At 60.7% G+C, this 16,976-nt stretch carries 12 protein-coding genes; 5 read left to right on the forward strand and 7 right to left on the reverse strand.

Going from position 1 to position 16,976, the window contains the following annotated elements; translation table 11 throughout:
* The first annotated feature begins 94 nt into the window (after positions 1-94).
* The gene (locus tag JYJ84_RS03110) at positions 95-784 is read left to right on the forward strand and encodes a response regulator transcription factor (protein WP_175221945.1); all 690 of its coding nucleotides are present in this window, start codon (positions 95-97) and stop codon (positions 782-784) included.
* A gap of 345 nt (positions 785-1,129) precedes the next feature.
* Here JYJ84_RS03110 and JYJ84_RS03115 read toward each other — a convergent pair whose 3' ends face one another.
* From JYJ84_RS03115 to JYJ84_RS03135, 5 genes are all read right to left on the reverse strand, one after another.
* The gene (locus JYJ84_RS03115) at positions 1,130-2,104 is read right to left on the reverse strand and encodes a YCF48-related protein (RefSeq protein WP_175221944.1); all 975 of its coding nucleotides are present in this window, start codon (positions 2,102-2,104) and stop codon (positions 1,130-1,132) included.
* A gap of 16 nt (positions 2,105-2,120) precedes the next feature.
* The gene (locus JYJ84_RS03120; RefSeq protein ID WP_175221943.1) at positions 2,121-4,520 is read right to left on the reverse strand and encodes an RND family transporter; all 2,400 of its coding nucleotides are present in this window, start codon (positions 4,518-4,520) and stop codon (positions 2,121-2,123) included.
* A 7-nt stretch (positions 4,521-4,527) separates the two neighbouring features.
* Complete coding sequence (locus tag JYJ84_RS03125; protein WP_175221942.1) at positions 4,528-6,234, reverse strand: DUF1302 domain-containing protein; 1,707 nt, start codon at positions 6,232-6,234, stop codon at positions 4,528-4,530.
* 16 nt (positions 6,235-6,250) lie between these two features.
* A complete protein-coding gene (locus tag JYJ84_RS03130; RefSeq protein WP_175221941.1) occupies positions 6,251-7,570 on the reverse strand; it encodes a DUF1329 domain-containing protein in 1,320 nt (439 codons plus the stop codon).
* Positions 7,571-7,974: 404 nt separating this feature from the next.
* Positions 7,975-8,955, reverse strand: coding sequence for an aminotransferase class IV (locus JYJ84_RS03135; RefSeq protein ID WP_175221940.1), 981 nt, complete (start codon positions 8,953-8,955; stop codon positions 7,975-7,977).
* 566 nt (positions 8,956-9,521) lie between these two features.
* On the opposite strand from JYJ84_RS03135, the gene JYJ84_RS03140 reads away from it, so the two are divergent.
* Positions 9,522-10,982 (forward strand): aldehyde dehydrogenase family protein, encoded by a 1,461-nt coding sequence (locus tag JYJ84_RS03140; RefSeq protein WP_175221939.1) that lies wholly within the window; start codon positions 9,522-9,524, stop codon positions 10,980-10,982.
* A 142-nt stretch (positions 10,983-11,124) separates the two neighbouring features.
* Here JYJ84_RS03140 and JYJ84_RS03145 read toward each other — a convergent pair whose 3' ends face one another.
* The gene (locus JYJ84_RS03145; protein WP_175221938.1) at positions 11,125-11,724 is read right to left on the reverse strand and encodes a TetR/AcrR family transcriptional regulator; all 600 of its coding nucleotides are present in this window, start codon (positions 11,722-11,724) and stop codon (positions 11,125-11,127) included.
* Between the two features lie 585 nt (positions 11,725-12,309).
* On the reverse strand, positions 12,310-12,939 hold the full coding sequence (locus tag JYJ84_RS03150; protein WP_174968625.1) for a TetR/AcrR family transcriptional regulator: 630 nt from the start codon (positions 12,937-12,939) through the stop codon (positions 12,310-12,312).
* A gap of 781 nt (positions 12,940-13,720) precedes the next feature.
* Here JYJ84_RS03150 and JYJ84_RS03155 point away from each other — a divergent pair.
* The 3 genes from JYJ84_RS03155 (at position 13,721) to JYJ84_RS03165 (ending at position 16,867) form a co-directional block, all read left to right on the forward strand.
* Entirely contained in the window at positions 13,721-14,578 is an 858-nt protein-coding gene (locus JYJ84_RS03155) for an NAD(P)-dependent oxidoreductase (protein WP_236027639.1), read from the forward strand.
* Between the two features lie 20 nt (positions 14,579-14,598).
* Positions 14,599-15,477 carry a phytanoyl-CoA dioxygenase family protein gene (locus JYJ84_RS03160; protein WP_175221936.1) on the forward strand — a complete coding sequence of 293 codons (879 nt, stop codon included), beginning with the start codon at positions 14,599-14,601 and terminating at the stop codon, positions 15,475-15,477.
* A 241-nt stretch (positions 15,478-15,718) separates the two neighbouring features.
* Positions 15,719-16,867 (forward strand): MFS transporter, encoded by a 1,149-nt coding sequence (locus JYJ84_RS03165; RefSeq protein WP_236027640.1) that lies wholly within the window; start codon positions 15,719-15,721, stop codon positions 16,865-16,867.
* The last annotated feature ends 109 nt before the right edge of the window (positions 16,868-16,976 follow it).

Raw genomic sequence — 16,976 nt, forward strand, 5'->3', positions numbered from 1 at the left:
CAGTTCGTGCCAGTGAACCTGGACCCCGTCCGGCGTCGAACGCTGTCCGGAAGGTGTTCACGCGCACGAAAGGCGACGACTCGGAAATTCAATCATGCACTCGCTCATACTCATCGCGGATGACGCACCGGACATGTCGTCAACGCTCGATACCTGCCTGACTCGCAACGGGTTTCGAACGTTTCAGACCAACACCTCCCAGGCCGTGCTTGCCACGCACCTGCACCTGAAGCCGGATCTGGTCATTCTCGACGTCCGTGAACTCCGTGCGGATACCCTGGAAATGCTGGCCAGGCTGCGACGACAAAGCGATACCCCCATCGTCGTCATTTCGGAGTGTGATCTGGACAGGGAGCGGTTGCGCGCACTGCACGCCGGCGCTGACGACTACATCGTCAGGCCGTTCAACCCGGACGTGGTCGTCGCGCGATTGCTCACGATGCTTCGCCGCTCCGGTGCGCTCGCTCCTGAACGTCGTCTCCGGGTGGGAGCGCTCGAAGTCGATACGGAAAGCTATAGGGTGTGCGTGCGGACGTCCTCCGGTGAAACGCCGGTTTCCGTGACACTCGTCGAATTCCGCCTGCTGGCTCACATGGCCAGGCTGCCGAATCGTGCCTTTACGCGCATCGAATTGCTCAATGCGTGCATGGCAGACGTAAGTGCATCCCCACGCACCGTCGACAGCCACATGACCCGGCTACGGAGAAAGCTGGTGGCCACAGGGGCGTCGGGCATCCTGGAAAGCGTGCACGGCGTCGGCTATCGCCTGAGAAAATCCGGCTGACGGGGGAGGGCGTCGCTCGTTGTCCGAATCCGCTGTTCGTCGAGTGTGCATGCGGCGGTGGCGTGCGTGCCGCAGAGAATGGTGCGCCACCAGGAGATCGTTTGCTCCGAGCCGTTGCGGCGGTTGCGCAGATCGCCGGCCTGATCGCTTGGCCCTGGGCCTCATGTGGGATGCGGGCGGGCGGCGCGTCCGTATGCCGCTTCTTCATCGCGTTACCCCTGGCCTCCACGGTAGGCGAATTCGATGGCCGTTTGGCTGCACCCTCCATCCCGGGTCGGGCAGGCTTCGACACAGCGAGCCGCATGTCACAATCACGGCTCGCTGCGCGAATCAAGCATCCGACAGTTACTGCGCGACGACCCCGTCACGAGAAAAAACCAGCCACTTGTCGCCAGGCGAGGGGAGCGCCGCGGTGTACGTCGTCCCGGTCTGGGTGTGCAGGCGCTGGAACGTCTTTCCATCATCGACGCTTTGAGCCTGCAGCCCGTCGACACCCACCGCCAATACCGTGGAGCCTCGGGACGCAAGCGCGGTAATGGAATTCTTGGTGTCGAGTGTCGCGCGTGACCAGGTCTGGCCGTTGTCCTCGCTTCGCATCAACGTGCCGCGCAGCCCGCCGACCAGCAGCACGCCATTGGGCAGCGCCACGCCGCACCAGAACGACCCCTTGTAACCGGTGTCCACGCTCTCCCAGGTGTTGCCCTTATCCTTGGAGATAAAGAGTTGCCCCTTCTCGGCCGTGGCAAAGATCTCGCCATTGCTGTTCGAAAAAAGACCGAACAGATTCAGGTCGGACTTCTTGCCGTTCGGGAGAACGGCTTCCTTTTTTGTCCAGGTCTTGCCGCCGTCATCGGTGACGAGGATGAGCGACCAGAGTCCGACGGCCACGCCGTGGTTGGCATCGATGAAGTGAACGCCGAACAGCGGGCGATCCTCGGTCGTCGCGAGACGCTGAACCTCCCACGTCTCGCCGCCGTCGGTCGTCTTCAGGATCGCGCCCCAGTGGCCGACTGCCCACCCTGTCCTGGCGTCGATGAAACTGACGGACGTCAGCGTCGAGCTCACGGGCACGGCCTTGGCCTGGCGGTACGTCGCGCCGCGGTTATCGGACAGCAGGATGACGCCGTTCGCGCCGACACTCACCACCCGCTGGCCTGCCCACGTTGCATCCAGCACGGGCGACTGGGTCGCAATGCTGGACTGGACGGCCGGAACGGGCCTGAGTTCCGATGCGGATGCCGCGCTTTGCACGCTGCTCATCAGCGCGCCAAAGACGACGATACCGGCCGACATGGAGAGAACCTTACGATATAGGGTCATGGAATCCTCTTCTTCTTCAATGTGCGAGCAGGCCGGGTGCGCGCGCGGGCCGGCGCCGCGGGAAGATGCGCTCGAGCCAGACGGCGAAGGCGGGCAGAACCGTCATGGCCATGACCATGTTGACGATGAACATGAACGCCAGGAGCTTGCCCATATCCGCCTGGAACTTGAGCTCGGAGAACGACCAGGTGGCAACGCCGATCGCGAGCGTGATCGCCGTGAAGATGGTGGCCGTCCCGATCTCGAGGATCGATTGTTCGAGCGCCTTGACGATGCCGACGCCGTTGGCGAGATGCAACTGCAGGCGGTTGTAGATATAGAACGCATAGTCGACGCCGATGCCCACCGCCAGCACCATCACGGGCAGCGTGGCGACGGTCAGGCCGATCTGCAGCTCCTTCATGAACCAATACCCGATGAACGTGCCGATCGTCAGCGGCAGGCAGCATGCAAGGACCGCGCGCAGGTCACGGTACGTGACGAGGACGAGCAGGACGATCGTCGTATAGACGTAAAGCATCATCGGCAATTCGCTGCGCTCGATTTCGTCGTTGACCGCGGCCAGCACGCCGGCGTTTCCGGAGGCGAGCCGGATCTTCACGCCCGGCAGCTTGTTCGTATCGCGGAATTGCTTCGCTGCGTTGATCACCTGGGTGATCGTGGTCGCCTTGTGGTCTGCCAGATAGATGTTCACCGCGGTCATGCTGCAGTCCTTGCGCATGACGCCGGGCGTGCGGGCCACCTCGCCGGCCAGCGATGAATAGTTGTCGGGGTCGATGGGGATCGCCGACATCTTCGGATTGCCTTCGTTGTACCCCTCGTTGTATTGCCGCAGCAACGACGAAAACGAGACGACCGACAATACGCCGGGAACGGCACGCATCGACCAGACGAAGCGATCCTGATAGGCGCCGACTTCCACGTTGTTGCAAGACTGGGGCGGCGCTTCGAAGACGATGGAAATCCAGTCCAGGCCGACGTCGTAGCTCGACGCAATGGAAACCGAATCCTTGTTGAACCGGGCGTCGGCGCGAAGCTCGGGCGCGCCGGCCTGCAGCGTGCCGACCACGCGATCCCGGCTTTCCCAGGCCGCCACGCAGAACACCACGACGGCCGCCAGCAGGATGATCGCGGCATTGCGCGGAACGGCGACTTTTGCGAGAACCCGGAGCACGCGGCCACGACGAGCGGCATGCAGCTCCGCATTCTTTGCATAGTTGCCGTCGACCTTGAGCATCGACGCTGCCAGCGGGAGCATCACCAGATTCGTGACGATCTTGTACGCCACGCCGAGCGAAGCGGTGATCGCGAGCTCGCGAACCATCGGTATCGGAATCAGGATCAGCGTGACGAAGGAGACGAAAGCGGTCACCAGGGCGAGCGTACCGGGAATCAGCAGCCCGCTGAAGCTGGACCGAGCGGCTTGCTCCACGGATTTACCGTGGGAGATTTCGCGAACGATGAAGTTGATCTGCTGGACGCCGTGTGACACGCCGATCGCGAACACCAGGAACGGAACCAGCACACCCAATGGATCGAGCCCGTAGCCGAGGAGATGCAGCGTACCGAACTGCCAGACGAGCGAGACAAGCGAGCAGGTCAGCGGCAGGATCGTCAGGCGAATGGAGCGGCAGTACCAGTAGACGGCCAATGCGGTCAGGAGCAGGGCGATCGCGCAGAACTTCAGGACGGACGATGCGCCGTTTGCAATATCACCAATCTGTTTCGCGAAACCGATGATCTGGATCTCATAGTTCGAATCCTCGAACTTGGCTCGCAATTGCGATTCGAGCGCCTGATCCAATGCCACATAGTCGACCCGCTCGCCTTTGGCATCCAGCTCGTTGAGATCGGCGGTGACCATTGCACTGCTCTGGTCGCGCGACACGAGGCTGCCGACGAAGCCGCCCTGGGCCGTCGAGCGCGAAATGGCGCCGACCGTATTGCTGTCGAGCTGATCGGGCGTCACGGTGCCGGGAATGAGCGGGTCGGCCCGGAATCCGTCTTCGGTAATCTCGTTGACGAATGAATTCGGAGTCCAGAGTGACTGGACGCTGCTGCGAGACACGTTCGGCAGAAACGTGACCGCCTGGGTGACCTCATACAGGCGTTTCAACGCGTCCGGCGTCCAGATGCTGCCCTTGCGGGCCTTGACGACGACGATCAGGCGGTTGGCGCCGAGCAGGTCGCCGCGATACTCGTTGAACGTCTGCGTGTATTCGTGGCCAAGCGGAAGCTGCTTCTCGAACCCGGCGTCCATGCGCAGCTTGACGGCGAAGCAGGCCATGACGACCGTGAAGAGAACCAGAAGCGCCAGAACGAGACGCCTGTGACCGAACAGCGTGTTTTCCAGCGAATGAAGAATTCTTAGCAGCTTGCTGGGCCGGGCTGCGTCGGAAACAGGCGTTTGATTCATATTGACCTCAGAAATTGCGAGATGCGACGATTGCCACGAAGTCTCGATCACGTAGCGGGTTGGCCAGCGGGTTGGTCGGGCCCATGAAGCGGGTGTAGTTCAACGCGACCTGCCAGTTCGCCGGGTTCTGTATGAAATTCACATACAGGTTCATCGCCGTCACGCCGCGCATGAACTGGGCATTCACGTTCGGCGTATTGCCGAACAGGCCGTACCGGACGTAAATCCCCGGATTGACCTGCCACCCGGGAATGACCGTGCCGTCGTAAACCCAGTTGAAATCGACGTCGATCCCGCCGGAGTATTTCGTTCCTTGTGCACTACCCGGCGAGTTGAGTGCGCCGGTCGCGAACAAGTCATTGAATTCATTCCCCCACAGAAGCGCACCAGGAGAAATCGGCGACCCGCCATAGCTCTTGTGAAGCCCGGGATAAGCAATGATCACCGTCTCGGTCGTCAGCGTGGCGGTCTGCGCGCCGAGCAGCTTGAGGAATGAGCCGGAATTGCCCGGCTGGAGCGAGTAGAGGGTGGTCAGGTGCCACTGGAATCGCTTCTCGTCGACCCAGCAGTTCCCCCCTTGCGCGACGCATCCACTGGCCGGGTTCAGGGGAACGGCATCTCGCGGACGGTACGAGAGCTCGGTGCCGATCGCCCAGTCGCCAACCGGGAAGTTGGCGCTGACACCGATCATGTGGCGGTCTTCCGGAAATCTGAAGACCGTCCCACCCGTCGAGCTCAGCGAGACTTGCGGGAACTTGTCGTGGTACGCGATCGTGTAGAAACCGAGATTCAGGTCCGTTCCCGCGGGCTGGTAGCGAATGGAAAAGCCGTACTGCCCGCCGTTTTTCGGATGGACGGTCGCGACGCCATACGCATTGTTGCCGGGCCCTACGATCTGATTCGACCAATAGCTGCCAACCGGGGGAAGGTAATTCTGGTTCCAGTTGCTCTGAATGTACCCTTCGACGTTCACGCCGTGTCCCACGCCGGACGCGACACTCAGGATCGGGGCAGGCAGGATGAATTCCTTGACCTGCGCGCCCGGTTGCGATGCGCGATTCACGTCGATCGCATTCGTCGCATTGATCCCCCCGACTTCCCAGATACTTTCGCCCCAGCTGACGACCTGGTTACCCACGCGGATGCGCGTAATCTGATCGCCTACGTTGAACTGCTTGCTGACCCACAGGTCAAGCAAGCGCGGCTTGAAGCGGATGTTCTTCTCGGCGTCGGACGAGAGCCCGCCGTTCAGGCTGGGCGGTGGGTTATAGAAAAGGTTCTGCCCGCTGGTTGCACCGGTGGTGTGGGTGCCGGAGTAGTCGTATTGCCAGGTGCCACGTGCCATGAACGTGAGCCCCTGCGACGGCATCTTCAGGAGCAGCTCGTGGCTGCCCTTGAGATAGCTCGTGAACGGATCTCCCTTGCCGTAGTTGATGTCGCCCTGATCGGAGAGGCCACTCAATTGACCGAGTCGACCGCCACCGGTCTGCGCACCGGTGGCCTGGTTGTAGGTCGGCGATACGAGGTTGCTGCTTGGCGAGGCGGTTCGAATACCGACACCCGCCGACACCGTGGAGTCGAAACTACCTTCGACATTCCCGATCGTGAACGTGAAGGCGTGCGCGCTGCCGCACCCGAGGGCGACAAACGCCGAGATCGCCGCGCGCACGAAGATCACGCTGGATCGGGGCTGTAATGAGGAGGGGGTAGCCATTTTGTTTCGGCCCCTGTCAACGCTCGCTCAACGCACGGAGATTATCGGCGTTGTAGAAGCTCGGCTTGTAGTGTTGGTCCGCCGACGAGTCGACCGACCACTTCGCGTCCCGTCCGGCCGCAAGCATCGAACCGTCCACGAGATACCGGCCATCGACGAGGTTGTACTGAGCGAATGCGAGCGTGTCGCAGCTCCCCGTCTCATACACCGGAATGACGTAGCCCTCGCGGACCTTCGAGATGTTGCCCTGCGCGTCGTAGTCCACCGCGCCGAGGTAGTTCCAGCTGTCTTCGTCGACGTAGAAGAGGCGCTTGGGAGCGGTATGGCGCATCCCCTGCTTGACGGTGGCTTCCACGACCCACACGCGGTGGAGTTCGTAGCGACGCTTCGACGGGTTCACGAAGTCGGGGCCATACGCATCTTCAAATTTGTCCGAGAAGTCGTACATGCCCAGGTCGTTATACGTCACGATCATTTCCTTCTTGCCGAGCAGCTTCCAGGAGAATCGGTCCGTCTGTCCGGAGAAGACCAGCGCTTCATCCATGTTGTACTGGTTGTCGAAGCCGATCTGGGGCGCATCGTACGCATACGACGGCATGCGACGGGTGCGGCGCTGCCCCGGGAAGTAGTAGAAGACTTCGGTCGGCTTGCCCGCGTAGGTCGTAAAGATCGCGGCCTGGCCGGCAATGGCCGCCGGGGACTTGTACGCGTAGTAGGCGTTTCCTTCGACCTGATTGACCTTCGCGAACGTCGTACCGGCCTTGTCACCCCACGGCTGGTAGATCCACGCGTCGGAAACGTTCTTGATCCAGTCGGACGCGCCCTTTCGCGGAGAGACGACGGTGATGATGTCGCGCATTTCGACACCGGCGCCGCGGTAGTGCAGCTTCGCGTTCCACATCACTTCCGCGCCGGTCTTGGGCGCAGGGAACGGGTAGCCGGGCAGGTGAGCATCGGCGAGTTCCGACCCATCCGCGTTCATCTTGGCGAAGCCCACGTTGTTCTTCGTGTTCTCCGCGACGAAATCGGGAACGCCGCACGTGCGCCGGGACGGATAGACCGGCATCGTGAAGCCCTTCAGGTTCTTCAACAGCGCGATCTGGCCCGGGTTGAGCTTGTCCGCGTACTTGTCGACATTGCTGGCATCGATCGTGTACAGGGGCTTGTCGGACTTGTATTTGAAGAAATCCGCGCGGCGCTTGCCGTAACTCCAGCCCGCCCCGACGTTACCTACGGGCGTCCATGCGGGAATGCCGCTCGCGGTGCCGGCGACTTCGGCACCCGACGGCGAATGAGCCGAATCCGTACCTTCCGCCAGCGCACCGGTCAAAGTCATCGCGACTGCGGAGGCGATGACGGACAATTTCGCTGCCGATCGGATGAGCGAAGCAGATTTCTTGAAAGCATGAGTCTTGACCACGGCTATCTCCTTGACCTTGACCAGGTGACGTGCGCCCGCCAAAGGGTTATGCATAGATGAATGCGGATGAACGGCTTGGAAGTTCTGTCCGTTTGTTAGCTATGCGAAATGAGTGAAAGTGCGTTTTTCTTTTTTTTCGTGAATCGGCGAACTCCAGGTCATCGTTGTCACGCTGGAGTTCGTATTGCCCGGCACCCTGTTGGCGTGCCGGACGGTTTGTTACTGCGTGCAGCTATTGGGCGCCCACCAGGGCCGGATGCGGCCGGTTCGACCGGATCGGCTTCGTACGCGCCACTTGTGAACGGCTTCTGGCTTCCGGCTTATGCCGGGACCGACGAGAAGTATTCAGCCGGCTGCGCGTGCCATCCTGCCCAGCGCTTCTCCCAGTAGAGGTTGTGAATCTTCTCGGAGATCGGGCCGGGGCCGTTGCGGTTGCCGAGCGGCTGATCGTCGATTGCGCTGACGGGCATGATCCCGCCTGCCGACGACGAGGTGAATGCTTCGTCAGCCTCGCGCAGCTGGGTCGCGGTGTACTTGCCGATGTTCACCTTGAGGCCGAGCTCGGCGGCGATGTCGAAGACGCTCTGGCGCGTGATGCCCAGCAGGCAGCCTTCGGCCGGGGTATAGAGTTCCTCGTTCTTGATGAAAAACACGTTCGCACCGGCTGCTTCGGTGAGGTTGTCGCTTTCGTCGACGAGAACCGCCCAGTCCTTCTCCTGCGTCATCGCTTCGAACAGCGCGAGCTTCATGTCCATCCAGTGGAAGTTCTTGGCCGTGGGATCGACCGCCTTCGCGGAAATGCGGTTGTACAGCTTGCTGATCAGCAGGTTCGAGCCTCGCGTGCGGACCTCGTCGTCGGCCTGGAAGAAGAACGGCACGGCAAACGCGAACATGGCGTTCTTCATCGCGCCGCGGTCGCGGCGATCGACGCTCAGCGGGCCGCGGGTGACGCACCACCAGACGTACGCGTCCTTCAGACCGGCGTTGCGTACGAGGTTGTGGAGAATCTCCTTGACCTGCTCGCGATTGAACGGATTCTCGAGGAAGAACTTCGCCGACGATTCTTCCATGCGCGTGAGGTGATCATCGAGCCGGAAGAAGTTGCCCCGCGAGACGGTGACGACATCGTAGGCCGCATCGGCATGCAGGAATCCCGCGTCGACGAGCGGGACGGTCGCTTCGGTGATGGGGACGTAGTTGCCGTCGCAGAAGGCACTGCCATCTTCGTAGCGGGGTTCATGCGGAGCGCGAGCATGCAGCGGGTTCTCGTGCATGATCTGCTGGACTTGAATGATTGCCATGGTGATTACCTTTCGCTCCCGAGGGAGAGTTGTCGTTCGATGTTGACGTCAAAAGCGACCGGATCGCGGTGCGCTTCTTTGCGGATTGCTTACTTCCTGGCTATCCGGCGTGAAGTCTGCCATATGACTTGATCAAATGACCGTGTAGTAGAAAGTATTGCTCGAAAAATTCCTTGTCGATGAAGGTTAACCCTCTGTGATGCCTGGCTGGATACGTGAGCGGCGAGCAGACCTATGTCTGCTGGCCGTGATGGTCGGATGTCCGTTCCGGCAGACCAAACCGATCCGCCTGAGAAAAGTAGCTTCGGCGTGTTGCGAGCTTCGCCGGAAGTCGTCTCGTGGTCTCGTCTCCATCATCATCGGGTCAAGCCCGCTGCAGATCTTTTGCGGCGACATGACTGTTCGTTCCGTGAAGGGTCTTACTTCGGCGTGCCGGTGGCAATACTGATTATTACCGAGTCATGTGACTTGGCCAAATGATCAAAAAAGACGATAGTATGGATCTTCCCGGGCGATCCAGAAGGCTGAAGACTCGCCCTCGATACCAACTGACATGGAGCGAGCAGATGCCGATTTTCGAAGCAGACCATCTCCGCAAGGCGTTCATAGGCGGCCGTTGGGTAGCGCCTGCGAACGGTGGCGTGGAGCACGACATCATCAACCCGGCGACGGGCGAAGTCTCCGGCGCGTTGCTGTTCTCTGACGAAGCCGATGTGAACCTGGCCGCGGAGGCGGCGCGCGACGCCTTCGCGGCATTCTCGAACACGCCCCTCGTCGAGCGGCTCAAGCTGCTCGAGCGCGTGATCGGTGCATACACCGAGCGGTTGCAGGATATGGCGGACGCCATCACGCTCGAGATGGGCGCACCGATGGACGCCATCTCTCGCCCGCTTCAGGCGGCGCTGGGGCTCTGGCACCTCCAAACGACCCTGGAAGTCGCGAAGCAGTATCCGTTTGAACGAACCCAGGGCACGTCGCGGATCGTCAAGGAGCCGGTGGGGGTGTGCGGGTTGATTACGCCCTGGAACTGGCCGATGAACCAGGTCATGTGCAAGGTGGCGCCGGCGCTGGTGGCGGGTTGCACGATCGTGTTGAAGCCCAGTCAGAATGCACCGTACTCGGCCATCGTTCTTGCCGAGATCCTCGAGAAGGCCGGCGTACCGCCCGGCGTATTCAATCTCGTGCAGGGCGCCGGTCAACGCCTGGGCAGGGCGATTGCATCCAGTCCGCTCTTTGACATGGTGTCGCTGACGGGTTCGACGAGCGCTGGCGTGGAGGTCGCTCAGGCCGCTGCGACGACGATCAAGCGGGTGACGCTGGAGCTGGGCGGCAAGTCGGCGAACATCATTCTGGATAGCGAGAACTTTCAGCAGGGCGTCACGCACGGGGTGCTCCAGATGATGGCCAATTCCGGCCAGACCTGCACCGCGCCATCGCGCATGCTGGTGCCGGCGCATCGGCTCGAAGAGGCGGAGCAGATCGCGGTCGCTGCATGCGGGCAGGTCGTCGTCGGTGATCCGCGCGATCCCGGTACGACCATGGGGCCGATGGCGAACCAGCGCCAGCATCAAAAGGTGCAGGAGATGATCCGGGTGGGAATCGACGAGGGCGCGATGCTTCTATCGGGTGGGCTCGGTAATCCCTCCGGGCTTGAGCGAGGCTACTACGTCAAGCCGACGGTGTTCAGCCGCGTGAACAATCGCATGAAGATTGCAACCGAGGAGATTTTCGGCCCCGTATTGGTGATCATCCCCTATCGGGATGAATCGGACGCCGTCACCATCGCCAACGACTCGCCGTACGGATTGTCCGGCTACGTCTATGGAGACTCGATCGAACAGGCGGAGCGCGTCGCCAGAAAATTGCGGACGGGGATGGTGCATTTGAACGGCGCGGCTGTCGATATCGCGGCGCCGTTCGGTGGGTACAAGCAATCCGGCAATGGACGAGAGTGGGGCTACGCCGGTATCGAGGAGTTCCTGGAGACGAAGTCGATGTTCGGCGCGACGCCGGGCGCCGTCAGCTAGCGGGAATCGACGACGGGCGTCCGGCGGTATGCGGACGTCCGTCTACCGAGAGGTGGCAAGGTCGAAGCGTGCGATGAGGCGGAGCGCTGACGGGTGCTGTCGGGCTGCCGGCTATGGGTGCGATGACGCGCCGTGTCGACGCTCAAGCCTGTACCGTCGAGCTCGAGAGGGAGGTGGCAAACGCCTCCAGCGCTGAACTTGCATGATCCAGGTTCGCCCTGAGCTGGTGGATATTCGTGTCCCCGTGCCAACTGTTCAGCAATCCATCGATCAGGATGATGCTCATTCTGGCGACGGATTCAATCGCGTCATGGTTGACTTGCGGCGCGCACTTGCCGAGGTAAGCGATCGTTCGCTCGATCGTCTGGACATAGGTTTTCAACGCGAAATCGGGGCGATGACGCTCTGCCCACTGGATCAGTTCAGACTGTGCGCGGGCGTACGACGGATGCTGCACGAGCCATTCGACCATCTTGCGCAGCTGCCATCCGGCGAGTTCGCCGAAAGAATGAATTTTGCTGTCAGCGGGGGCATTCGCTGCGAGAAGGTCGAACAGGGATTCGTAAACCGCATCGAACAGATCGTCCTTGGTATGGAATACATAATGCAGCGATGCCAGAGGGCAGTTTGCGGCTTCAGCGATTCGCCGCGTGGTGGCTCCGGCAACGCCGTGCGCGGCGATGACTTCGACGGCAGCGTCAACAAAATCTTGTCGCCGCAACGCAGCGCGAACTCTTGTCATTGGTAAACTCCGGTACCCGAAAATCCTCTTCCGTTCACGTCATACACAGGTGTAGTGTTTATCCGTGATACATGGTCAAGTGACCATAACGCTCGTGAATTATGTCGGCTTCTTGAAAGTTTGTCCATGAATGAGCCGGCCACGGGTGCCCTGAATATTCAGTTCGCTTGGTTGAGCTGATTTTGGAAAATGTGATCGCTTGACTTGATCATTTGATCGGCAAATGTTAAGCAGACAAAGAAGCGCTGTCGATGGAGGTAAACCCGTGAGCGCGAGAGCGGCAACGTAAGACCGAGGGCCGCCTGCCGGGAGCGTCAGGTTTCGATGCGATTGGAAACGGGCTGCCTGGTCGCAGCCCGTGTGGATTTTCGGCGGTGCCCATCACCTCGCGTCGCACGTGCGCGGCCGGACGCGCACAACGGTTCGTGAAAGCACCTTCGAGCAGCGCTAGCGAGTAGGGCGGCGCACGGGACAAAGCTGAAAATGTCATGCGCCGCGCACCGTGCGGTCATTTTGAAGAGGCGACGTGACGCTGCCGCCGTGAGGACACCGGGGAGCCGGTGCCTCGGGGCAGGTGGCAGGAGCTTATTGCTTCCGTACCGACTTGCGAGGAGTCTTGGCGGCAGGGCGAGCGTCCAGAAGCGTCGTCGCGTAGGCGGCCAGCATCTTGCTGGCGTGGTCGACATCGGTGGCCAGACGCTTCGAATCTTCCTGGGCAAACCACGAGAAAAGCAGTCCGTCGACCAGGGCAATGCTCAGCCGCGCGATGGCATCCAGCGCCTTGGCATCCGCGCGAGGCTCGGCGGCGGCCAGCATGGAACGGGCACCTTCCTGGGATATGCGAAGGGCGCCAATGGCCATGTCGGGCTGATGTCTGAGCGCCCAAGTGTACAACTCTGATTGAGTCTTCGCGTATGCCGGGTTTGCTTCGAACCAGGCCATCACGGAGCGCAGGTTGAACTCCGCCAGTTCCGACAGGGTGCCGTGCTCCGGCGCCTCCGGGCTATCCGAGCGGATCAAGTCGATCAAGGACTCGTAGACCGCGAATAACAGCTCGTCCTTTGAGTGAAAGACGTAGTGCAGGGAAGCCAGTGGGCACCCTGCGGCCTCGGCGATGCGCCGGGTCGTGGCACCCTTCACACCGTGCTCTGCAATCACCGCGACAGTCGCCGCTACGAGGTCCTGGCGGCGGACTTCAGCCCGTACTCTCTGCATTGGCCAGAGCTCCGTTTTATGTCTTCGTCCAAAGGTGCTACCCGTGCAGGGTAGTCGAATCTTCGGATATTAGCATGACGATGGACGGCATTTCGCAAGCAACGCAAGGCGTTGTCCTGCACGGATGTTGCGCCGCTATGGCGGCGCAAGAAAAGTCGTTCACCGGGACGTGCCGCGCATGATCGCGGCACCGGTGCATCGCGGTACCCGACAAACATCGTGAAGCGAATGCGACTCGGCAGCTTGCTTCGGGAACCAGGGGCGCACGCATTCATCGGGCATCGGCCCGGCTCATCAAGCGGTGCTCCGCTTGTCCAGCGGCGTTTGCGTTCCGGTTTCGATGCTGCTGTCTCGGGAGATACGCAAATGCGGTGACCGACGTGTGTCCGCGAAAAGGGCAGCCACGTGTCGCGCGGAATGGGCGCAACTGCGTTGGCTTGTACGGTGCCTTCATGAGGTGGCTAATGGAAACTCCGTATTCCAAATGTCCTGTCGAGGCATAAGATTCGTGCCTGTGGATACGTGGTCATTTGATCAAGTCAACTTGTCTGCACCGCTGACGTGACTTTGGGTATCTCTTGGTGCAGCGAACTCCCCGCTCCGGGGCATGTGTTTCGCCACCGGGCGCGTCAGCCGCAATACAGGGAAGGATGATCACTTGAATCGGGTTGGCATGTGCATTGCTTTGTAGTCATATGACCAAGTCGTGTGATCTTGGTTGTTGACTTGAACGATGAATCTCTCTTGGTGGTGTGGTCAACGACAACGATAGGGAATGCGAATGAGCAATTTGATTGCTGTCTTGGGCCTGGGGGCGATGGGGTCTGCAATTGCCACCTCCCTGATTGCGGATGGCGAGAAGGTCGTCGTCTGGAACAGAAAAGCGGAGAAGGCGCAGCGAGTGCTTGAACTGGGCGCACGCGTTGCCGATAGCGCCACGTCAGCCTGCGATCAGGCAGACGTCATCGTCGTCGTGACGGCGACACCGATTGACCTCGCGGCGGACTTCGAGGCGCTGGGCGAGCGGCTGAAAGGGAAAACGGTGGTCAATCTGGCAACGGGGCGCCCATCCGAGGTCCAGGTACTGGATCAAATCGTGACGGGTGCTGGCGCAAAATTCATCAACGGAACGATCCAGTGCTTCCCGCCCGATATCGGCCGTGAGAGCGCCGTCATCCTTTTGGGTGGCGACGAGAAGATCTGGAGCGAGGTTGAGCCTCTGCTTCGAAAGATTGCGCCGCAATCCACCTACGTCAGTGCCAGACCCGATGTGCCGAACGTGCTCGATGCAGGGTTGACGGGCACCTTCGTTTTCGGCGCTGGCGCAGCCTTCCTGGAAGGCCTCAGGTTCGTGGTGAATTCAGGCATTTCGATCGACGAGATTCGCGACCTGATCCCAACCTATATCGCCGGTCAGACCCACTTCATCGAAGGTCTGTTCGAATCCGTGGCGGCTTCAGACTATCAACCACGAGGCGCAGATCTGGATATATACGCGCGGGCCACCGGACTGTTTCAGCAAGCGCAGGAAGATATCGGGCAGCCGCCTCGAATTCTGAAGGCGCTACGCGAGCGAATCCTGGCGTCCATTGCAGAAGGCAGTGGTGACCGGGGATACGCTGCACTTTTCAATCATTGACACCTGTTGGAGGAAGCACCATGTCGTTGCAACGCCTTTCAAGTGATAGCACTCCTGAAGATCTTGCGAACGCAGTTCGCCAGGATGGTGGAGCGATCGTCAAGAACTTTCTCGGTTCCGACTTGCTCGCGCAGATCCAGCGGTCGCTCTTTGACACGCTCCAGTCCGCTCCGAACGGAGTAGACGATTACTTTGCAGGTACACAGACGCGTCGGGTCTCGCGCCTCTTTGCGCGTACCGACTGGATGGCCGAGGTTGCGTTGCATCCGCTCTATCTGGGCGCGGCGCGCAGCATCCTGCAGACGCCGATCAAGATCTGGAGCGGCGAAAACCAGATCGATATCGCTCCCGATATTCAGGTGGGGGTGACGCAAGCCATCCAGATCCTGCCGGGTCAAGGCCTTCAGCCGTTGCATCGTGACGATTCCGTATGGCTTTGGCGGCACCCGAACTATGGGCGCGAGGCCCGGTTCCAGGTCATGGTGGCGGTATCCGACTTTACGGCGGCAAACGGCGCCACGCTTGTCATCCCGGGTAGCCACAAGTGGGACGACGAGCGTAGCCCCAAGCAGGAGGAAGCCGTTTCCGCGGAGATGTCCGCCGGCGATGCGCTGTTCTTCATCGGCTCCACTTATCACGGGGGCGGGAAGAACACCAGCGATGCACCGCGCACCGGCCTGACGATGTCGTATGACCTGGCCATCCTCCGGCAGGAAGAAAACCAGTACCTCACGTTGCCCATCGAGCGCGTGAAGCGCTATCCGGAAGAACTGCAGCGCCTGCTCGGCTGGACGTACGGCACGACTTTCGCCGGCTTTGTCGAGCGTAACGGTCAAATGTCGGATCCGAACGACCTGTTGAAAATGAAGGATTTTCTCGAGGTCGGGCATTTCGATTAACGGTCGTGATGGGGGAGTCCGGGCCCGGTTTTCACGCGGAAATTGGGCGACTCCATCACCTGACGGCATCGTAGTCGATCGACGGAATGCAACAGGTCGGTGAAGCGCGAGCAATTCTGAAATTGCGATTTTTCGGTTGGATGAAGCAGTCTTCGAAACAGTGTCAGTGCGGATGCGAAAAAGAGGGCAATTCGATGCCTCGTCACGATTTCGCATTCGTGCAAAAGTCAAGGAGTCGATCGTGAGTTACGAAATCAAGGGAATCCGGAAAATCGCCCTGCTTTATACCGGGGCCGTGGTCTGGACGCCCACCTACCTGCTTCCGTTCAACATCGAAGAATCGATGGCCCGGTTCGGACTGTCCGAGAGCACCGCTGGATGGCTTGCGTCTGCGGTACTGCTCTGTCTTGCGCTTTCCATCATCATTTTCAGTCGTCACATGGCGACGTTGAACAAGAGAACGGGGGCGCTCGCTGCGGCAGCGCTTGCCGTTCTGTCGACGTGTGCGATGTTTTCAAATAATTTTTATGTATTCGTCGCTGCGAAGCTGGTTCTCGGCGCCGCCTTGGGCGTCAGCTGCGTTTGCGCGTACGGGGTGATTGCACACGTCAAGCACCCGGAGAAGGTCGCGGCTCAAGTCGCTGTGGCGATGGCCATCATATTTTCCTGTGCGATGTACGTCGTCCCGATCGTGAATGTGAAGATGGGCAATATCGGTGTGGACGCCGTCCAGCTCGCCGTTGTCGTGACGGCGCTGTTCTTCGGCGCATTCATGCATCCCGCCGTCAACGCAAGCGAGGAAGAGGTCGCGAAGGACGCCATCAAATCCAGTGACGTCCGAGGGATTCTGTTCAGCGCATTCTTCATCTACGTGTCGCAGACGGCCCTCATGGGTTTCGCCGCAGAGGTCGCTGCAACCCGGGGTGTTGAAGCGGAGCAACTCGGCATGCTGTTCATGATCAATGCGGCTTTCCAGTTGCCGGTGGGGGTAGCGGTCAACTGGCTGGGTGATCGTTTTGGTCTGTTCAAGCCGATTGCCTTTGGACTCGCGCTGTTGATCGTATGCAGCCTGGGCATGTATTGCGTGGGCGGCAGGTGGGCGTTTCTCGTGTCGACGGCCCTCGTCAGTGCCGGTGCGACGCTGGTTGCCCCTTACATGGTGGGGGCACTTTCACAAATGGATGCCAGCGGACGAAGCACCGCGACCTGTGCGTCGGCAATCAATCTTGGCCTGGCAGTGGGCCCCGCGATTGCCGGCACGGTGTTCAGCGTGGCCGGTTTGCGCGCGGTCGGCTGGCTGTCCGTCGGGTTGCTGGTGGTGCCGATCTTCCTGACCAGCATGGCGATCCGGCAGTTCAAGTCGCGACATTCCGAGGCGGCTATCGCCTGACGCGTGAGGCGACGCGATCAGCTTGCCACGCGAACGCGCCCCGGCCCTTGCGGGTGCCCGGGGCGGCGCCGGCCGCCCGACAAGCCAGTGCGAAACCAATCCATGCCGA

Source organism: Burkholderia sp. LMG 13014 (assembly GCF_905232215.1).
In the GTDB taxonomy this organism is placed as follows: Bacteria; Pseudomonadota; Gammaproteobacteria; order Burkholderiales; family Burkholderiaceae; genus Burkholderia.